At 45.5% G+C, this 15,818-nt stretch carries 11 protein-coding genes; 5 read left to right on the plus strand and 6 right to left on the minus strand.

Translation table 11 applies throughout. From position 1 onward, the window contains the following. Nucleotides 1-635: 635 nt before the first annotated feature. A complete protein-coding gene (locus NYG90_RS05355) occupies nt 636-1,115 on the plus strand; it encodes a hypothetical protein (protein ID WP_285264804.1) in 480 nt (159 codons plus the stop codon). Further along, nucleotides 1,115-3,406, plus strand: a complete 2,292-nt coding sequence (gene wecB, locus NYG90_RS05360) for a non-hydrolyzing UDP-N-acetylglucosamine 2-epimerase (protein ID WP_285264805.1) — start codon at nt 1,115-1,117, stop codon at nt 3,404-3,406. Before NYG90_RS05355 ends, wecB begins: the two co-directional genes overlap by 1 nt. Before the next feature lie 3 nt (nt 3,407-3,409). On the opposite strand, the gene NYG90_RS05365 is transcribed toward wecB, so the two are convergent. After that, the gene (locus NYG90_RS05365) at nt 3,410-3,604 is read right to left on the minus strand and encodes a hypothetical protein (RefSeq protein WP_285264806.1); all 195 of its coding nucleotides are present in this window, start codon (nt 3,602-3,604) and stop codon (nt 3,410-3,412) included. 86 nt (nt 3,605-3,690) lie between these two features. Here NYG90_RS05365 and NYG90_RS05370 point away from each other — a divergent pair, with 86 nt between their 5' ends. Then, nucleotides 3,691-6,210 (plus strand): glycosyltransferase family 4 protein, encoded by a 2,520-nt coding sequence (locus tag NYG90_RS05370; protein WP_285264807.1) that lies wholly within the window; start codon nt 3,691-3,693, stop codon nt 6,208-6,210. Between the two features lie 106 nt (nt 6,211-6,316). On the opposite strand, the gene NYG90_RS05375 is transcribed toward NYG90_RS05370, so the two are convergent. Further along, nucleotides 6,317-6,460, minus strand: a complete 144-nt coding sequence (locus NYG90_RS05375; protein WP_285264808.1) for a hypothetical protein — start codon at nt 6,458-6,460, stop codon at nt 6,317-6,319. Nucleotides 6,461-6,763: 303 nt separating this feature from the next. Here NYG90_RS05375 and NYG90_RS05380 point away from each other — a divergent pair, with 303 nt between their 5' ends. Beyond that, nucleotides 6,764-7,378, plus strand: a complete 615-nt coding sequence (locus NYG90_RS05380; RefSeq protein WP_285264809.1) for an outer membrane beta-barrel protein — start codon at nt 6,764-6,766, stop codon at nt 7,376-7,378. A gap of 167 nt (nt 7,379-7,545) precedes the next feature. On the opposite strand, the gene NYG90_RS05385 is transcribed toward NYG90_RS05380, so the two are convergent. Beyond that, entirely contained in the window at nt 7,546-11,073 is a 3,528-nt protein-coding gene (locus NYG90_RS05385) for a S8 family serine peptidase (protein WP_285264810.1), read from the minus strand. A 218-nt stretch (nt 11,074-11,291) separates the two neighbouring features. Continuing rightward, the gene (gene ilvC, locus NYG90_RS05390; RefSeq protein WP_285264811.1) at nt 11,292-12,317 is read right to left on the minus strand and encodes a ketol-acid reductoisomerase; all 1,026 of its coding nucleotides are present in this window, start codon (nt 12,315-12,317) and stop codon (nt 11,292-11,294) included. Nucleotides 12,318-12,446: 129 nt separating this feature from the next. Between ilvC and NYG90_RS05395 the strand changes: the two genes are divergently transcribed. Further along, the gene (locus NYG90_RS05395; protein WP_285264812.1) at nt 12,447-14,240 is read left to right on the plus strand and encodes an ATP-binding protein; all 1,794 of its coding nucleotides are present in this window, start codon (nt 12,447-12,449) and stop codon (nt 14,238-14,240) included. 187 nt (nt 14,241-14,427) lie between these two features. On the opposite strand, the gene NYG90_RS05400 is transcribed toward NYG90_RS05395, so the two are convergent. Both NYG90_RS05400 and NYG90_RS05405 read right to left on the minus strand, forming a co-directional pair. Further along, nucleotides 14,428-14,634, minus strand: a complete 207-nt coding sequence (locus NYG90_RS05400) for a hypothetical protein (RefSeq protein ID WP_285264813.1) — start codon at nt 14,632-14,634, stop codon at nt 14,428-14,430. A gap of 12 nt (nt 14,635-14,646) precedes the next feature. Continuing rightward, complete coding sequence (locus NYG90_RS05405) at nt 14,647-15,783, minus strand: HAD family hydrolase (RefSeq protein WP_285256777.1); 1,137 nt, start codon at nt 15,781-15,783, stop codon at nt 14,647-14,649. Between the last annotated feature and the right edge of the window lie 35 nt (nt 15,784-15,818).

Consider the following 15,818-nt stretch of genomic DNA (forward strand, 5'->3'; position numbering starts at 1 on the left):
CCCACAAATCTAAGCAAATCTAAGCAAAGCACCCAAGAGCCTGATACAAGTCCGGATATTGTGTTTTTTGGTATGCGTTTTGAGCCGCCAACGCTTAAGCGCGTAAGTCCCCCTGTGCTATGCAAGCCACTTTTCGGAGATGAAGTGCTTTTTGAAGTCTTCGCCCATTGTGCCACACCTCCGTGGCACATATGGGCGAAGCTTTATAAAGCTTCGCACATACGAGGCGCGATCGCGCACCTCGTGGCACATATGGGCGAAAATGTCCGCCTAACAATGGCAGAAGATGTGCTTAAAAGCTTCTGGCTAACCGCACTAGCTACAAAGAGTATCGGCATACCCGATAAGCTCTATGTCTATTGCGACTCTAGCTCCTCAATCACGCGCAAAATCGATGCAAAAACGCGCGACAAAAAGATCGCTGATATAGGGCGCGTGATTGATGAGCTTCGTAAGCTCTCGCAAGTTGATTGCCTACGCGCTAATGCAAGCTTTAGTATCGCGCAAAAGCGTGCGATTGCTATCCTTACAAGCGTGCAAGTGCTAGAGCACCGCTATGATGGGCTGATAAATGGTAGTTGGGGGGGGGCGGCATATCTTATGGCTTGTCTCAAGTCTCTGCGCTACCATCGCAAGTGGCAGACCTTTGTGCGCTTGCTTGCTTGTATCTTTTCTCTAGGGTATGTCAAGCTCTAAGCCTAGAATCCACTTTTTCAAAAGTAGATTCGGTCTTGGGTATCCATAGCGACGATTTAGCAAAATTTAGGGCAACCGCAGACCGCAAGTCTTGCTCTACCCTAAATTTTGCTAAAAGCCCCACTAGCAACACCGCAATTCCTAGAATCTTTGAAGAGAAACAAGCCAGACGAGAATTGTCATCGCGAGCCGTGTGCCAGCACGGCGTGGCGATCCATAAGCTAGAATCCTCGTTTGAAAAAGTGGATTCTAGGAATGCCCTTTTTGCTAACGCAAAATCTATGGATTGCCATGCCACTGCTAGCGCAGTGTCTCGCAATGACAGCAAAAACGCCGCTTTTCAAAACGAGGATTCTAGGGAAAACGCCCAAATTTTAAACAACTCCGCGCAGGATCCTAGGGAAATGGTGGCAGCATAATGCAAACCCCACTAGAATCCAACGCATTTACCAAAGCGCATATCCTAATCATTCGCTCAAATCCTTGCGACCCAGACTCACGCGTGCAAAAAATCGCCACAAGCCTAGCCAAGCAGCGTGCTAAAGTCCGCGTGCTTGCGTGGGATAGAAATAGTGCGCAAAACTCACACGCCACACTCACACCACAAACCCCGCATATACTCATCGATAGACTAGGCATTAAGGCTAGCTATGGTGTCGGGCTACGCAATCTCCTACCCCTGCTACTCTTCCAAGTCAAAGTCCTTGCCTATCTCTGGGCAAACCGCAAGACAATCGATGCCATCCACGCGTGCGATTTAGACACGGCATTACCGGCATTGTGTATAGCAAAGCTGTGCAAAAAGCCCTTGATCTATGATATTTTTGACTACTATGTCGATACCTTTAATGTCCCTAGAATCCTAAAGCCACTTATAAAGTCCATAGAGACCTTTGTCATCAATCATAGCGATGAGTGCATCATCTGTGCGCAATCTCGCCTAGAGCAAATCGCCCCAAGCAAGCCTAAATCCCTAAGCATTATCCACAATGCCCCAGAAAAGCCCGCATATATTAAGCCCTTTGCTCTGCTAGATTCTAAAGCCAAGCGTGTGAAAATAGCCTATGTCGGCGTGCTATGCCACAATCGCTACTTACTTGAGCTACTAGAGCTTATAGCAGCAGATCCACGACTTGAGCTGCATATCGCTGGCTTTGGGATTTTGCAAGATGTAGTAGAGAGCTATGCCGCGCGTGCAGATAATATCAGCTTCTATGGCAAGATCTGCTATGAAGATACCCTAGCCCTAGAATCTGCTTGCGATATTATCACCGCTCTTTATGACCCAAGCGTGCCTAATCACCTCTACGCCGCGCCCAATAAATTCTACGAATCTCTCCTGCTAGGCAAGCCTGTGGTAATGGTAAAAGGCACGGGAATGAGCGAGATTGTAGAGGCTATGGGCATTGGCGCGGTGATTGACTTTAGCCTGCACAATCTCAAGCAAGCATTCATCACCCTTGCTGCTAGCAACTCTCCCCAGCTACAAGCAAAGCGACAAGCTCTCTATAAAGAGCAGTTTGCTTGGGGGATTATGGAGCAGCGACTCTGGGAGATTTATGCGCGATTCTTCCCCAATCTGCGCAAATCCCTAATCGCTGTCATCTTTGGCACACGCCCTGAAGCCATCAAGCTAGCCCCGCTCATCAAGCAGCTAGAATCTAGCGAGCATTTTGCGATCTGCACTATCACAAGCGGGCAGCATACAGACTCTATGCTCTCTCCCATTTTGCAAGCCTTTGCGATCACACCTAGCTACAATCTCCATATCCACGCCCCACGCCAAAGCCTAGAATCCATAAGCTATAAGCTCCTATATCATCTCTCCCCACTGCTAAAGACCCTAGAGCCAGATCTCCTCTGTATCCACGGCGATACGACCACGGCATATATAAGCGCGCTATGTGGATTCTACCAGCATATCCCCATAGCCCATATTGAAGCAGGATTGCGCACGCATAATATCCACTCGCCTTTCCCAGAGGAGTTTAATCGCCAAGCCATAGCACTTATTGCCACCTATCACTTCACCCCCACAAACACCACCAAAGCCCACTTACTTAATGAGCGCGTTGCACAATCAAGCATTTTTGTCGTGGGCAACACCGCCATAGATGCCCTGCAAACCACCATAGCAAGCGACTTTACTCACCCACTACTAGAGTGGCTAGGGACTGATAAATGCCTTTTACTCACAGCCCATAGGAGGGAGAATCTAGGCAAGAATTTAGCGCGGATTTTTAGCGCGATCAACGCCCTGCTAGAATCTATCCCCAATCTTAAAATAATCTACCCAATCCACCCCAACCCAGCCATACAAGCCAGCGCGCAAAAGCACCTTAAATCCCAAGAGCGACTGCGTATTGTCCCACCGCTTGATGTGATTGCTTTCCACAATCTCTTGCATAGAGCAGATATTATCCTAACTGATAGCGGCGGTATCCAAGAAGAAGCCCCAGCCCTGCATAAGCCCGTGCTTGTGCTAAGAGAATCCACAGAGCGCGTAGAGGGGCTAGAAGCCGGCACGCTAAAGCTTGTGGGCACAGATCCTAGCGCGATCTTTGAAGCTGTATATGAGCTTTTGCACAATCAAGCCCTCTATGCCGCAATGGCTTCTAAGAAAAATCCTTATGGAAATGGCACAAGCTCTAAGCAAATTACTAGCATTTTAGAAAATCTCTTAGGGGGGGGGGGCAGAGCTAGGCTATAAAATCTATGTTTTTGTAGATTTTAGCTTAGAATCCACTTTTTCTAAAAAGGATTCAGCTTGTGGGCTAGAATCGCGGATTGCTGCGCCGCGCTGTGTCGATAGACCTCCAAGTCTTATCTCCTTGCGCGGCTTGCAAAGCCACGATTCTAGCCACACAATCTTAGAATCCCAAAGCGGCGTGGTGCAAGGCGGGGGCACGCAAGCAGGTTTCTTTAGTAAAGCCCAATCCTCCAAAAAAGCCAAATCGCCCCAAGCAAACCAAGCCGTAGGCGGCAGGATTTTTGATGCCGCTGCCTAAAGTCTTGCACCTAGCCTCCGACACCTTCAAAGGCGGCGCAGAAAGTGTGTTTCGCAACACCATAGAAGCCACCCTAGAATCCAAGCAGTTTGACATCTATGTCGCAAGCTGCGATAGACTGTCCCCTTGTGGCATAGAGAGTGCGCAGTTTTTGCGCCTTGATGATTGGCAGCTCTATCCTAAGTGGCGTGGGGCATATAAATATGTCTTTAATCTCGCAAATTACAAGCGGCTTAAAGCCTTTCTTTTTACGATCAAGCCAGATATTATCCACACGCAAAACTACCTTTCCCGCCTAAGCCCTAGCGTGCTTTTTGCCCTTAGAGCCTACAAGGCAAAGCACCCCAACACAAAGCTTATCTACACGCAGCACGGCTTTGGACCTTGCGCCAATGGTGGGCTATACAACTATGCCAAGGGGCAAATTTGCGAGCAATGTATAGGACATAGCAAGGGCTTGCGCATAGCCTATAAAAACTGCGATAGAAGAGGGCGGATATACTCGATTTTAAAGGCACTGCGCTCGCCCTTTTATCAAGGAGCATTTCTACAAGAAAAAGAGCTTTTTGACACAATCATTTGCGTGGGTGAGTTCCAGCGGCAAAAGCATATCCAAGATGGCTGGGATAGCTCTAAGCTAATCACCCTGACAAACCCCATAGAGACCAAATTCTACAATCCACACATCTCCCTAGCAGATAAGCGCGATTTGCTCGTGTTTTTTGGCAGGCTAGCCCCGGAGAAAAATGTCCCCTTGCTACTCCGCGCCTTTGCCAATCTCATCAAGATCCCGCGCTTCTCCCACTATAAGCTGCTTATCATAGGCGATGGCGATGATAAGCCAAAATGTATAGAGCTAGCCAGAGAGCTAATACCCCAAGCAAGCCCAAATGCCACAATCCTAGAATCCACTTTTTCAAAAGTAGATTCGGTCTTGGGTATCCATAGCGACGATTTAGCAAAATTTAGGGCAACCGCAGACCGCAAGTCTTGCTCTACCCTAAATTTTGCTAAAAGCCCCACTAGCAACACCGCAATTCCTAGAATCTTTGAAGAGAAACAAGCCAGACGAGAATTGTCATCGCGAGCCGATGAAGCCCTTTTCCCGTCATCGCGAGACTTGCAGCAGCACGGCGTGGCGATCCAAAGCCTAGAATCCACTTTTGAAAAAGTGGATTCTAGGAATGCCCTTTTTGCTAGCGCAACATCTATGGATTGCCACGCCGACAAGTCGGCTCGCGATGACAGCGAGTTGGATTCTAGCGTGGATCGCCACGCAGAACATAACGCTTGCAATGATGATAAAAACGCGATGAGTAAAAAAGTGGATTCTACTTTTGAGACTATGGATTGCCACGCAAACGCTAGCGCGCTTGCTCGCAATGACGATAAAGCCCAGAATCTAAACGAGTCCGCACAGGATTCTAGGAGCTTTACCCAAAATGCTCAAAATTTAAGCAAGCAGCAGGCGGAAGCAGTTGAGATGAGAAATCGCTGCTTTCTAAAGAAACATCGGCTAACGCCGAGCGGTATCCCTTGTTTTCAAGCGGTGGGCGCAGGGATTTACCTAAGCGGTAATGAGCAAGCCCACCGCGCAGAATCAGTGATTTATCGCTCAAAACAAGCGATAGCGGTGCAAGGCGAAGCCGCAGCAGGTTTCTTTAGAAATGCAACGCCCCTAAGCCCAAGATCTCCGCTTCCTTACACCTTTTTGCCAGCACGCACCCCCAAAGAGCTAGCAGAGATTCTAGCCAAGGCAAAGCTCACAATCCTGCCAAGTTTGTGGTATGAGACCTTTGGGCTTACGATCATAGAATCCATTTTAGCCGGCGCGATCCCCATAGTAAGCGATCTAGGGGCTATGCAAGAAACTATTGAAAATTTTTATGGCAAGAGCTTTGGCTTTGATCCGCGCCAAGCCCTACAAGATAGCAATATCCAAAGCCTAGAAGTGTGTATCATAGACACCCTAGACTCTTATGAGAGTGAGTTTGCCACCTTGCTACAAAAGCGCGAAGAGATTATGCAAGATCTCCACAGCTATGCCAAAAAGCTTATAAATCTCTATTTCTATGGGGGGGGGGGCATAATAACCATTGAGCTAGCTTTACTGAAGCTTTACGCACTTGCCCACTATCTCAACTCTTCCTTTCAATTTGCCCCTGCCCTACCCCCACAGGAGCTAAAGCAAATCCTAGCTAAAGCCAAGCTCTCTATCTCACCAAGCCTACTCAATGAGACCTTTGGGCTTACCATTGTAGAGTCTATGCTCTCTAGCACGCCAGCTCTCGTGGCAAACCGCCCCGAGCTAAACACCACAGCACAGAGATTTGGGGGCTTTGTGTTTGATGATTTAGAGCAAGATTTGCAAGGGATTTTAGATAAGTATGCTAAGTATTATGAAGATTTCTCACACAAACGCGCACAAAGTATCGCCTATATCCTTTCACACCCTTATCCTAGAGAGCTATTTGCACTCTACTTGCAAGGATCTAGCCTTGTCTAGCACCACAAGCCTGTGCAAGCTAGAAATATAGCCCCACGCTTGCATTGGCAAAATCTATTTAACCCCGGAGCAGTATCGCATAAAGTGCCGCACCTTTAAGGCATTGCTAAAGCTTGCCGCTCATTGCATTGCGCGCGCTTGCATTGCTTGGGTATTTGCCGCTTAGTATGGTAATCTCAGCTATATGCGTGCCGTGTCGCATACCACCTCTATCAGTTCGCCCCATATCAAAGTCGTTGTTGATAGACACATTGATTTTAGGCTCTTTGGGTTTAAGGCAAGATAGTGCTAAACACTAAGGCACAGAGCATAAGTCCTGCCTTAAAACAAATTGCAAAGAGCCAAACTCTCACTTAAACAGACCAATCGTAGCACGATAGCACAAAGCAAGTGAGTCGATAGGAGAGATACTTAAGGTAGCAAAAGACTGCCCAAATAGCTACTGCACTACGATATTTTTGTAATTTAAGCTTAAACAAAAAAAAAAAAAAAATAGAATTGTGCTTCTGTATTTTAGATTTTGTGTTCAATTTGAAACTTTAAGGAGATTGATGTGAAAAGTCGTTTGTTTGGTTTAATTGCAATTATTTGTTCTTTAGCGTTTGGGACTCTCCAAGCAGAAAATGCTACAAAGTCCAATGATTCACAGGGTTATGGCAAGTTTTTTATCGGTGCTGGTGCTACATTTATAGGTGGGGAAATGCATTTTGGTGCAGAAGCTTTGGCTGGGTATCAATATTATTTCCCTAAGGAATACTACATTGTTGATAAATTCAGGCAGGGCATTAGGGGATATGGAGTTGTTGGGTATGGCTTTTGGGGTCATAGCAGCACCGATTGGGATGGGGATAAGTGGTCTTATACAACGCATAGCTTCCCTATACTTGCTTTTGTGGATTATGCGCTAGACTTTACACCAAAAGAAAAGTATGTGTGGGGGATATTTGGTGGGATTGGTTTGGGAGCTCTTCCTAGATATGGGACATACACATACATAGATAGAGAATACGCAGGTGCGTATAATAGCTCAGGAAGTGCAACTAATTTTGATTTTGGATGGGCTGTTCGAACAGGTGGAAGTCTAACGATAGATAATAAACATCGATTTGAGCTATCCTTTGGTGCTGGGTATCAGTATTTAGGGCTACGATATATGCTCTTTCTCTAAATCCATTTTCTACATTTAAACCTTAAAAACTAGATATGAGCTTTTAAGGTTTTCTCTACCTATTCTCATATTTTGTCAAAAATTTCCAAAGAAAAGTCCCATTTGGGACTTTTTAAGCAAATAATAAAACAAGGATCTAGCCTTGTCTAGCCCACAAGCCTGCCAAGCTAGAAATATAGCCCCACGCTTGCATTGGCATTGATAGAGTAGTAGTCTGCGCCTACTTGCGAGCTAAACCCAAGCCGCGCGAAATATCGCTTATAGTTTATCTGCGCATTAAGCCCACCATAAAATCCGTGCATACTTAGCTGATGATTTTGGCTAAACCACAAATGCGAAAAATCGCTAAAGGAGCTTTGGCTCTGCAAGTTTGTCAAAAGGCGCAATGTGTAGAATCCAAATCCATTGACACTAAAGCTAATGGATTCTAGCGACTTAGCATAGCCGATATGCAAGCCTAGGCTAGAGCCTAGGGTATTGTAAGTCGCGCTTGCATACGACTTGGCAAAGATACCGCCCTGCTCGGCGTAGCTGCCTTGCGCGACTAGAGAGTAGTTGAGCAATGCCATAGGCTTAAACACCACAGCTTTGTAGGCAAAATCCCTAGCAACCCCAATTTGCGCATTGAGCAGATACTGCATAAAAGAGCTTTGCAAGCTTTGTGGAGCAGCGATGATAGAGCGCGTGGTGGCGTTTGCCCCAAGCCCAGCACCAAGCGCGCTTATCAAGCTTATATGCTTCAAATCCCACATCGCACTACCACCTAGCGAGAAAGAGTTCGCGCTAGCTTGCGTGTAGGTGTGCTTGGCTTGGTTATTAGTGAAGTCTAAAAAGCCGCCGATTATGAGAGAGCTACTCATCGCGCGCTTTGCTTGGATAGTGGTGGAGATGGCATTAGAGTAGTAGGAGCTATGCTTAAAATGCGTGTAGTTGGTGCTAAGGGCTACTTCATTTTTCTTGCCTGCAAGAGTGCTAGTAATATCTGCAAGCAGCTTTGTTTGCAGCATATTTGTGCCAGCCACAGCCGCAAGCCTTGGGAGCTTGCGGAGTGCCAAAGGCGCAGGGCTTGCAATCGCAGAGTCCGCCAAAAACGCAAGGCTATTGATAGAGAGACTTTCTTGGAGTGTAAGTGTGTCTTGCATAGCTTGGAGCGGGGCATTTTCCGCAAGACTATCAAGGCTTGCTTGATACAATGGGCTAGCGGCGTTTGTGATAGCCCCAAAGTAGTCTTGGTAGTCTTTTGAAAGGCTAGGGTCTTGAAAAATATCTTTCAATGTCTCGCCCATAGTAGAATCCCCACTTGGCTTAAAGGCGTCCGCTCTAAGCGCGGTGCTAAGGGTTTGCTCGGCGTGATTGTAGGTAAAATCTAGGACATTATTGCTCTGTGGCAAAATGGTGTCAAATTTATCAGTATGATTTTTGAGTGAGCCTAGGTCTAGGTGTATGGTTTTCCCAGCAGTGAGCAAGCTTCCCTCTCCACTATATATGGGGACAAACTCTAGCGTGCCGCCTTTTATATCATAGCTTGTTGCTTCTAGCTTGGAGTTGAGAGTCCCACTAAAAGCGATTTGCAGCTTCGCGCTAGAATCCTGTGTATAAGAGCCATTGATTGTAAGGGTGTTTTGCGTAAGGCTTGTGATAGGCGCAGCACCAAATCCTGCCATAACGATACCGCCTAGATTCTCTACCTTGCTTGTGCTTACTTGTATATCACTTCCTGTGGCTATGGTGCCAGAGCCGGCTAAGATCCCGCCATTTGTGAGCTTTACACCAGAAGTAGCAAGTGTCGCGCCGCTTGTGTTTGTGCCATTTATCACAGAGCCTAGCTGGATTACTCCGCCATTATCCGCATAGGTCGTGCCTTTAATTGTCGCACTATTTTCAATATGCACAATTCCAGAATCTTTGGCATAAGCGTTTTTCTCTATCACACCGCCACTTAGTAGCAAAACCCCAGCACTTTCCGCATAGGCATTGCTATGGACGAGCTTGCCGCTTTTACTTAGCTCTAGCACACCTTGCAAAACGCGTGTCGCACCTTCATAGGTGTTTGTCCCGCTTAAGGTTAGCTTCCCAGCTCCTACTTTGATAAGCCCTGCTTTTTTGATGTCTTTTAGCTCTTCTTTAGGCGAGTTCCACGCACCATCTATATGCCATTTATCTTCCCATAATCGCTGGTCTATATTGTTGCTAAACTCACCGCTTAGCCCCTTTGTATCAATGGTATAAAAGGCTTGATTTTCACCCTCAAAATGCTCTACACTATTTTTATTCATACGATTGACATCAAGCCGTGCTAAACCCTTAAGGGCTTTTTGCACATCTAAAATCCCCTGCCCAAAGACTTCTTCTTTACTAAGTTTGATAATGCCTTCAGGGCTGCCATTTACATTGATGGCATTATTTAAGATTTTATTAAGAAAGGTCTCATCTTTATAGCCTATCTCTCTTAAATCTTGCTTGACTCTATCTTTATCAATTTTGCCATCTGTGGTTGTTGGTATCTCATCGCCTACATAGATGATATTAGCCAACGACCCTTTGCCAAGATATTTCAGCATAAGTTTTGGAGCTTTAAAGTCATTGTTTGCCGTAGTGAGCAGCACATCAGCGATCTGCGCTCCACCTAGGAAGCCAAATTTCTGCTGCACGAGCATTGCCGCACCACTTACCATAGGCGTAGCTTGTGATGTCCCACTCATACCACAAAACTCTTCTTGCTCTCCGCCGCTACACATAGGTCTTTGATCCGCCCCCGGAAGTTTATCTGTCTTGCCAAAATACGCGTTTGCAGAGTCTATATCAACCCCCGGAGCTGTGATAGCATAAAGTGCCGCCCCTTTAAAAGCATTGCTAAAAGCTGGCGAAGCACTGCAATCATATGAATAACTACCACTGCTACACATTCCACTTTTAATTATCAATTCTCTTTTGCCACCCTCTTCTTTGACTTCAATGCCATCAGCGTTTAACGCCCCCACCACAAGCCACGCACGCAGCTCCTCATCATAGCTTGCCGCCACAGCTGCAGCACTTGGGCTAATCCTCCCATCATTCCCAGCACCCCAAATATTAAGAATGTCTTTTTCCTTAGATATGCGGATAAGGTGTAGTGTATCGTGTTGCTTGCCACGATTGAGTTTATGTTCTAAGAGTGTATTGAAATAATAATCTGCATTGATACTGCTTGTGTCTTTTTGGATAAGCTGGTAGCCATAATCTGTGGTTACATTGATAAGCGGATAATAATTTGGAGCTTCCCAGCTATTGTTGATAATTTTGACATCCCAATTCTTTATATCTTCATATAAATTGCCTGTGTAAGTGTAGCCCGGATTATTTTTGCCAAGCCCATAATATCTGCCATTATAGGCAATGCCGTGTGGGTCATTTTCACCTAGCTTTTTACCAATGGCAATCCCAGCTACATGCGTGCCGTGCCGCATACCATCTCTATCATTTCGCCCCATATCAAAGTCATTGTTGATAAGCACATTATCCTTGCCCTGCAAACTTCTATGCGAGTCGTTAAAAACAGAATCTATAATGCCAAGATTTATCCCACTCCCATCAAATCCGCTATTTTCATCATAGTTGATAATCTGCCAAGACTTTTTTAATTTATTGATTTGATCACTAGCACTTAGCACAAGCGGTAAGACACCTATACAAAGGGCTATCGCATACTTTTTCATTAGAATCCTTACTAAAATTTTGGCGGGATTCTAACAAAAAAAAAAAAAAAAAACGCTTTACTATTTGTAGCTTTATATCAAGAAGACAAAATAAGTTACCAATATCCACACAGACAGCACTAAAAAGCAAAGTAGAAAAAAGCTATGAGAGCTACTGCATTGCGGAGATTCCACAATGCAAAGCCACAAGAGAGACAAACAAGGATAAAAGGCTATGCCTAATTCTTATCCTTATCCACAAGTTTATTTGCGCCAATCCAAGGCATCATAGCCCTTAGTCTGCCGCCGACTTTTTCAATCTTGTGAGCGTTTAGATTCTTTCTCTCCGCATTCATTCGCGCATACCCAGCTTTTCGCTCTAAAATAAAATCTTTTGCAAAGCGTCCTTCTTGAATATCTTTTAGAATCTCTTTCATAGCCTTTTTAGATTCTGCATTTATCACTCTTGGACCACTCACCATATCGCCGTATTCTGCGGTATTTGAGATAGAGTATCGCATATTTGCTAATCCTCCCTCATAGATTAAATCCACAATGAGCTTTAACTCGTGCAAACACTCAAAATACGCCATTTCTTCAGGATACCCTGCTTCTACTAAGGTTTCAAATCCAGCTTTGACAAGGCTAGTTACCCCACCGCAAAGCACAGCTTGTTCGCCAAAAAGGTCTGTTTCTGTCTCATCTTTAAAAGTTGTTTCTATAATGCCACTTCTGCCACCGCCAATAGCACTTGCATAGCTTAATGCAATAGCCTTTGCATCACCCCTGCTAGTATTTTGCTCTACTGCGATTAGATCTGGGATCCCACCACCTTTTACAAACTCACTTCTTACCGTGTGTCCTGGAGCTTTAGGGGCTACCATTATCACGCCTACACCTTTTGGGGCTACAATCTGTCCAAAGTGGATATTAAAGCCGTGTCCAAAAGCAATGATTTTATCTTCACTTAAATTTGGCTTAATATCCTGTGTGAATACATCAGCTTGCAATTCATCTGGGATTAGAATCATAATCACATCAGCTTCTTTTGTAGCAGCACCCACTTCTAGCACTCTAAAGCCTTTTGCTTCAGCCTTAGCCCAGCTAGACCCACCTTTATACAGCCCGATGATGACTTCTACGCCAGAATCTCGTAAGTTCTCCGCGTGTGCGTGTCCTTGACTCCCAAAGCCAATGACAGCTACCTTTTTCTTTTGGATAAGTCCTAAATCGCAATCTTTATCGTAATATACTTGTAATGCCATTGTGTAGCTCCTTAGTGAAATATGCTCGCAAATGCGCGTGTAGGGCGTGATTGTAGCTAAATATGCTTACAATTTTTTTAAGATGTTTAAGCTAGGCTTGTGTATAATCGCTGATTTTTAAGGACTCTTATGCGCTATCTTAAAGACTTTCTCTCCCAAGAAGACTTCACCAAGACTCTCATCTATCCGTATCTAAAATGCACCGAGCAAGAAGCAGCGATCCTGCGCTATTTAGTGCTAGCAGCCCTTGATGGAGAGAGTGAGGAGCGCGTGCTTGACATACTTGGCGCGATTTTTGGCAAGCCCACAGATGTAAAAAAGCTAAGGCTAGATAATCTCAAAGATTGGGGCAAACAAGAGTATATCAATAAAATCGAGCGGACAGAGCATTTAGGCGCGATAAAGTCTCTGCTAGATTCTGGCTGGATCAATGCGGTGGATTTCTCTTTCTTACGCGATAGGGAAGTGGGGCGCGATATGGCACTGCTTGAGCTACTGCCACTTGAAGTAAGCCTATCATCAAGCTTTCTGCGCTTGCTAGAAGATGGCAGCGTGCAGCAAGAAGTCCCGGTAAACACGCCCTACACAGATCATTTGGAGTATTTGACAGATCAATTTTTACGCATTGGGCTGCTTGCTAGCTTGCGCCATAAAAAAAGTGCCAAAATCGCTAGCCAAATCCGCTCGGTAGAAGAGCGCATACAAGCGCGCTTGGAGCGGAGCAAAAGCGAGATCCCAGCACACAAGCTACTCAAAGATCACCACCTAAACACAAAGGAAGAAATTATATTTTTCGCCTTATTAAAGGAGGAGTATTACGGCGGTGATGGCTACTACCGCGATATGAATAATCTCATCGATCTTGTCAGCCACAATGAATATGAGAAAATCCAAAACCGCGCCTTGCTTGATGAAAAATCCACCCTTGTAGAAAAAGGCTTGCTTGATTATGGTGAAATGCTTAATCCCTTTGGCGGGATTATGCGGACATTTTTTATCCCTGAAGAGCTTTTACGCAAGCTCATTAACACCCCCAAAAAGCGCAGGGGCAATAAGCAAAATCTAGCCACCGAGCTACTAGAGCAAGATATTTTCGAGCTACTTACGCCTAGTGCTAGCTTTGATGAAGTGATCTTGCCAAGTGCTACGCGTGCCACACTAGAATCTATCTTGCAGCAAGTGGATTCTAGTGTGGTGGCGCGATTGAAAGAATGGGGCATTGTCGATAAGCATAAAGGCGTGCAGGCAAAGATCCTTTTCTATGGGGCAGCTGGCACAGGCAAAACACTAAGCGCGCAGGCAATAGCCAAGGCGTTAAAAAAGCAGATCCTACACTTTGATTGCAGCAAGATTCTCTCAATGTATGTGGGCGAGTCGGAAAAAAATGTGCGCAAGATTTTTGACACCTATAAAGACATCGCGCAAAAGAGCAAGAATCCGCCCATACTGCTCCTAGATGAAGCCGATCAATTTCTAAGCACGCGCATACACAGCAATAGCGGCGCAGAGAAAATGCATAATCAAATGCAAAATATCTTCCTAGAGCAGATCGAGCGATTTTCTGGCGTGCTGATTGCTACGACAAATCTTGTAGAGAGCTTTGATAAGGCATTTTCTAGGAGATTTGATTATAAGATCGAGTTTAAACGCCCAGATTTTGCTATGCGCGTGGCTTTATGGGAGAAATTCCTGCCCAAAACCGCGCCTTATGCACGCGGTATCAATGCAAAAGCCCTTGCCAGCACACTTGCTAGCTATGATCTAAGCGGTGCGCAAATCGCCCTAGTGGTGAAAAATACCGCCTACAAAATCGCCACACAAGCAAAGCCGATATTCAAAGAAGAAGACTTTATCCAAATGATTATACGCGAGCAAAAGGGGGATTTTGATGAGCAAAAAAGCGTAGGCTTTAACACACACTAGAATCCACTTTTTGACAAGGATTCAGCCTGCGGGCTAGAATTGTGGATTTCTGCGGCTTACTGCGTCAATAGACCTTAAGTCTTATTATCCTTGCAAGCCTTGAAAAGCCACAATTCTAGCCCGCCGCGCAATCTTAGAATCCCAAAGCGGTGATGAAACAAGCCTAAACCCCCTAGAATCCACTTTTTCAAAAGTGGATTCTAGTATGGATCGCCACGACCTCCTTGCGGAAGTCTCGCGATGACAAAGGTGGAATCGGCTTGCTTGTGTAGATTTTGTGTATTGCTAGAATCCTCGTTTTCACAAAGGCTGCTTTCATCATCATTGCGAGCGGATTAAAATCCGCGTGGCAATCCATATTCTGCACTAGTAGATAGGCACTCCTAGAATCCACTTTTTAGCTGCATTAAAATGGCTTATAGAATGCGTGTGTAGCAAGCTCTAGCATAGCTCTATCGCCCTTGCTATCGCCATAGGCATAAATCTCTGCATAGTTGCTTAAATCATAGCGCGCGCGGATACGCACTGCCTTTTGCTCTCCATAGCAGTTTGGCGTGGCAAACTCGCCGCTTACAAAAGTGGATTCTAGGGTTTTGGCATTGGATTTTTCTAAAGAAACCTGCGAGCTCACGCTCACACCGCTTTGCTTGTTTTGATGAAAAATCCTACCGCCTGCGGCTTGGTTATCAAACACGCTTTCTGCTTTTTCGTTCTGCGATATTTCTACATTTTGTGCGTTATTCCTAGAATCCACTTTTTGATTATGGATTGCCACGCCGCTATCGCGGCTCGCAATGACAGAAAAATAGGCTTGCTTGCTAGAATCCACTTTTGTATTTTCGGTGGATTTTTCCAAACTGCCCCAATTGGTGTCTTCAAGGATTCTAGGAGTTCTAAAGAAACCTGCTGCGGCTTCGCCTTGCACCGCTATCGCTTGTTTTCTAAAGAAGCTTCGCTTTGCGGTGGGACTTTTGTAGCTTTTTAGGGATTTACTAAAGAAACCTGCTTGCGTGCCCCCGTCTTGCACCGCTTCGCTTGTTTTGGCGGCAGAGCAAGAGTCTGCGGCTGCCTCCAAATCCCTAAAATCTGCGGAATGCCTACCCAAGACTGAATCCCCCCTAGAATCCACTTTTTTAAGCTGTGTCGCAAGTCTTGTGCCTATACACTCCATACCAAGCCTAGCACATAAGGGAGCAAGGTATTCTTCAAAGCTTGCACTGACCATTACGACCCTATCGCCCCTATCTTTATGCCATTGCAAGCGCGCTAGAGCAGCAGGCTTTAAGCGGCTCTCAAGCTCTGGGCAAAACCGCTCGCACTCTTGCAAAAATTCCTTATAGTCCATACCGGCAAAAAAATAGCGCATCAATGCTTGCTTGGCTTTGGTATTGCTAATAAGTCCTAGCGCGTATCCAATAAGTATAAAACATCGTGAAAACAGCCCCCAATATAGCCTTTTTTTGCCCCGCACAAATGCGACAAACGCTAGCAGACTATCACCCTTTGCCATCGTGCCATCAAAGTCAAAAAATGCGATATTCATTGCGCTCCTTCTATGCTGTGATGGCTGGGATTGTA

This window comes from Helicobacter zhangjianzhongii (assembly GCF_030249855.1).
Classification (GTDB): domain Bacteria; phylum Campylobacterota; class Campylobacteria; order Campylobacterales; family Helicobacteraceae; genus Helicobacter_B; species Helicobacter_B zhangjianzhongii.

Bases quoted from the DNA above. Each gene is read 5' to 3' on its own strand.
- wecB (WP_285264805.1), top strand. From the start codon at position 1,115: ATGCAAACCCCACTAGAATCCAACGCATTTACCAAAGCGCATATCCTA.
- NYG90_RS05370 (WP_285264807.1), top strand. From the start codon at position 3,691: ATGCCGCTGCCTAAAGTCTTGCACCTAGCCTCCGACACCTTCAAAGGC.
- NYG90_RS05385 (WP_285264810.1), bottom strand. From the start codon at position 11,073: ATGAAAAAGTATGCGATAGCCCTTTGTATAGGTGTCTTACCGCTTGTG.
- ilvC (WP_285264811.1), bottom strand. From the start codon at position 12,317: ATGGCATTACAAGTATATTACGATAAAGATTGCGATTTAGGACTTATC.
- NYG90_RS05395 (WP_285264812.1), top strand. From the start codon at position 12,447: ATGCGCTATCTTAAAGACTTTCTCTCCCAAGAAGACTTCACCAAGACT.
- NYG90_RS05405 (WP_285256777.1), bottom strand. From the start codon at position 15,783: ATGAATATCGCATTTTTTGACTTTGATGGCACGATGGCAAAGGGTGAT.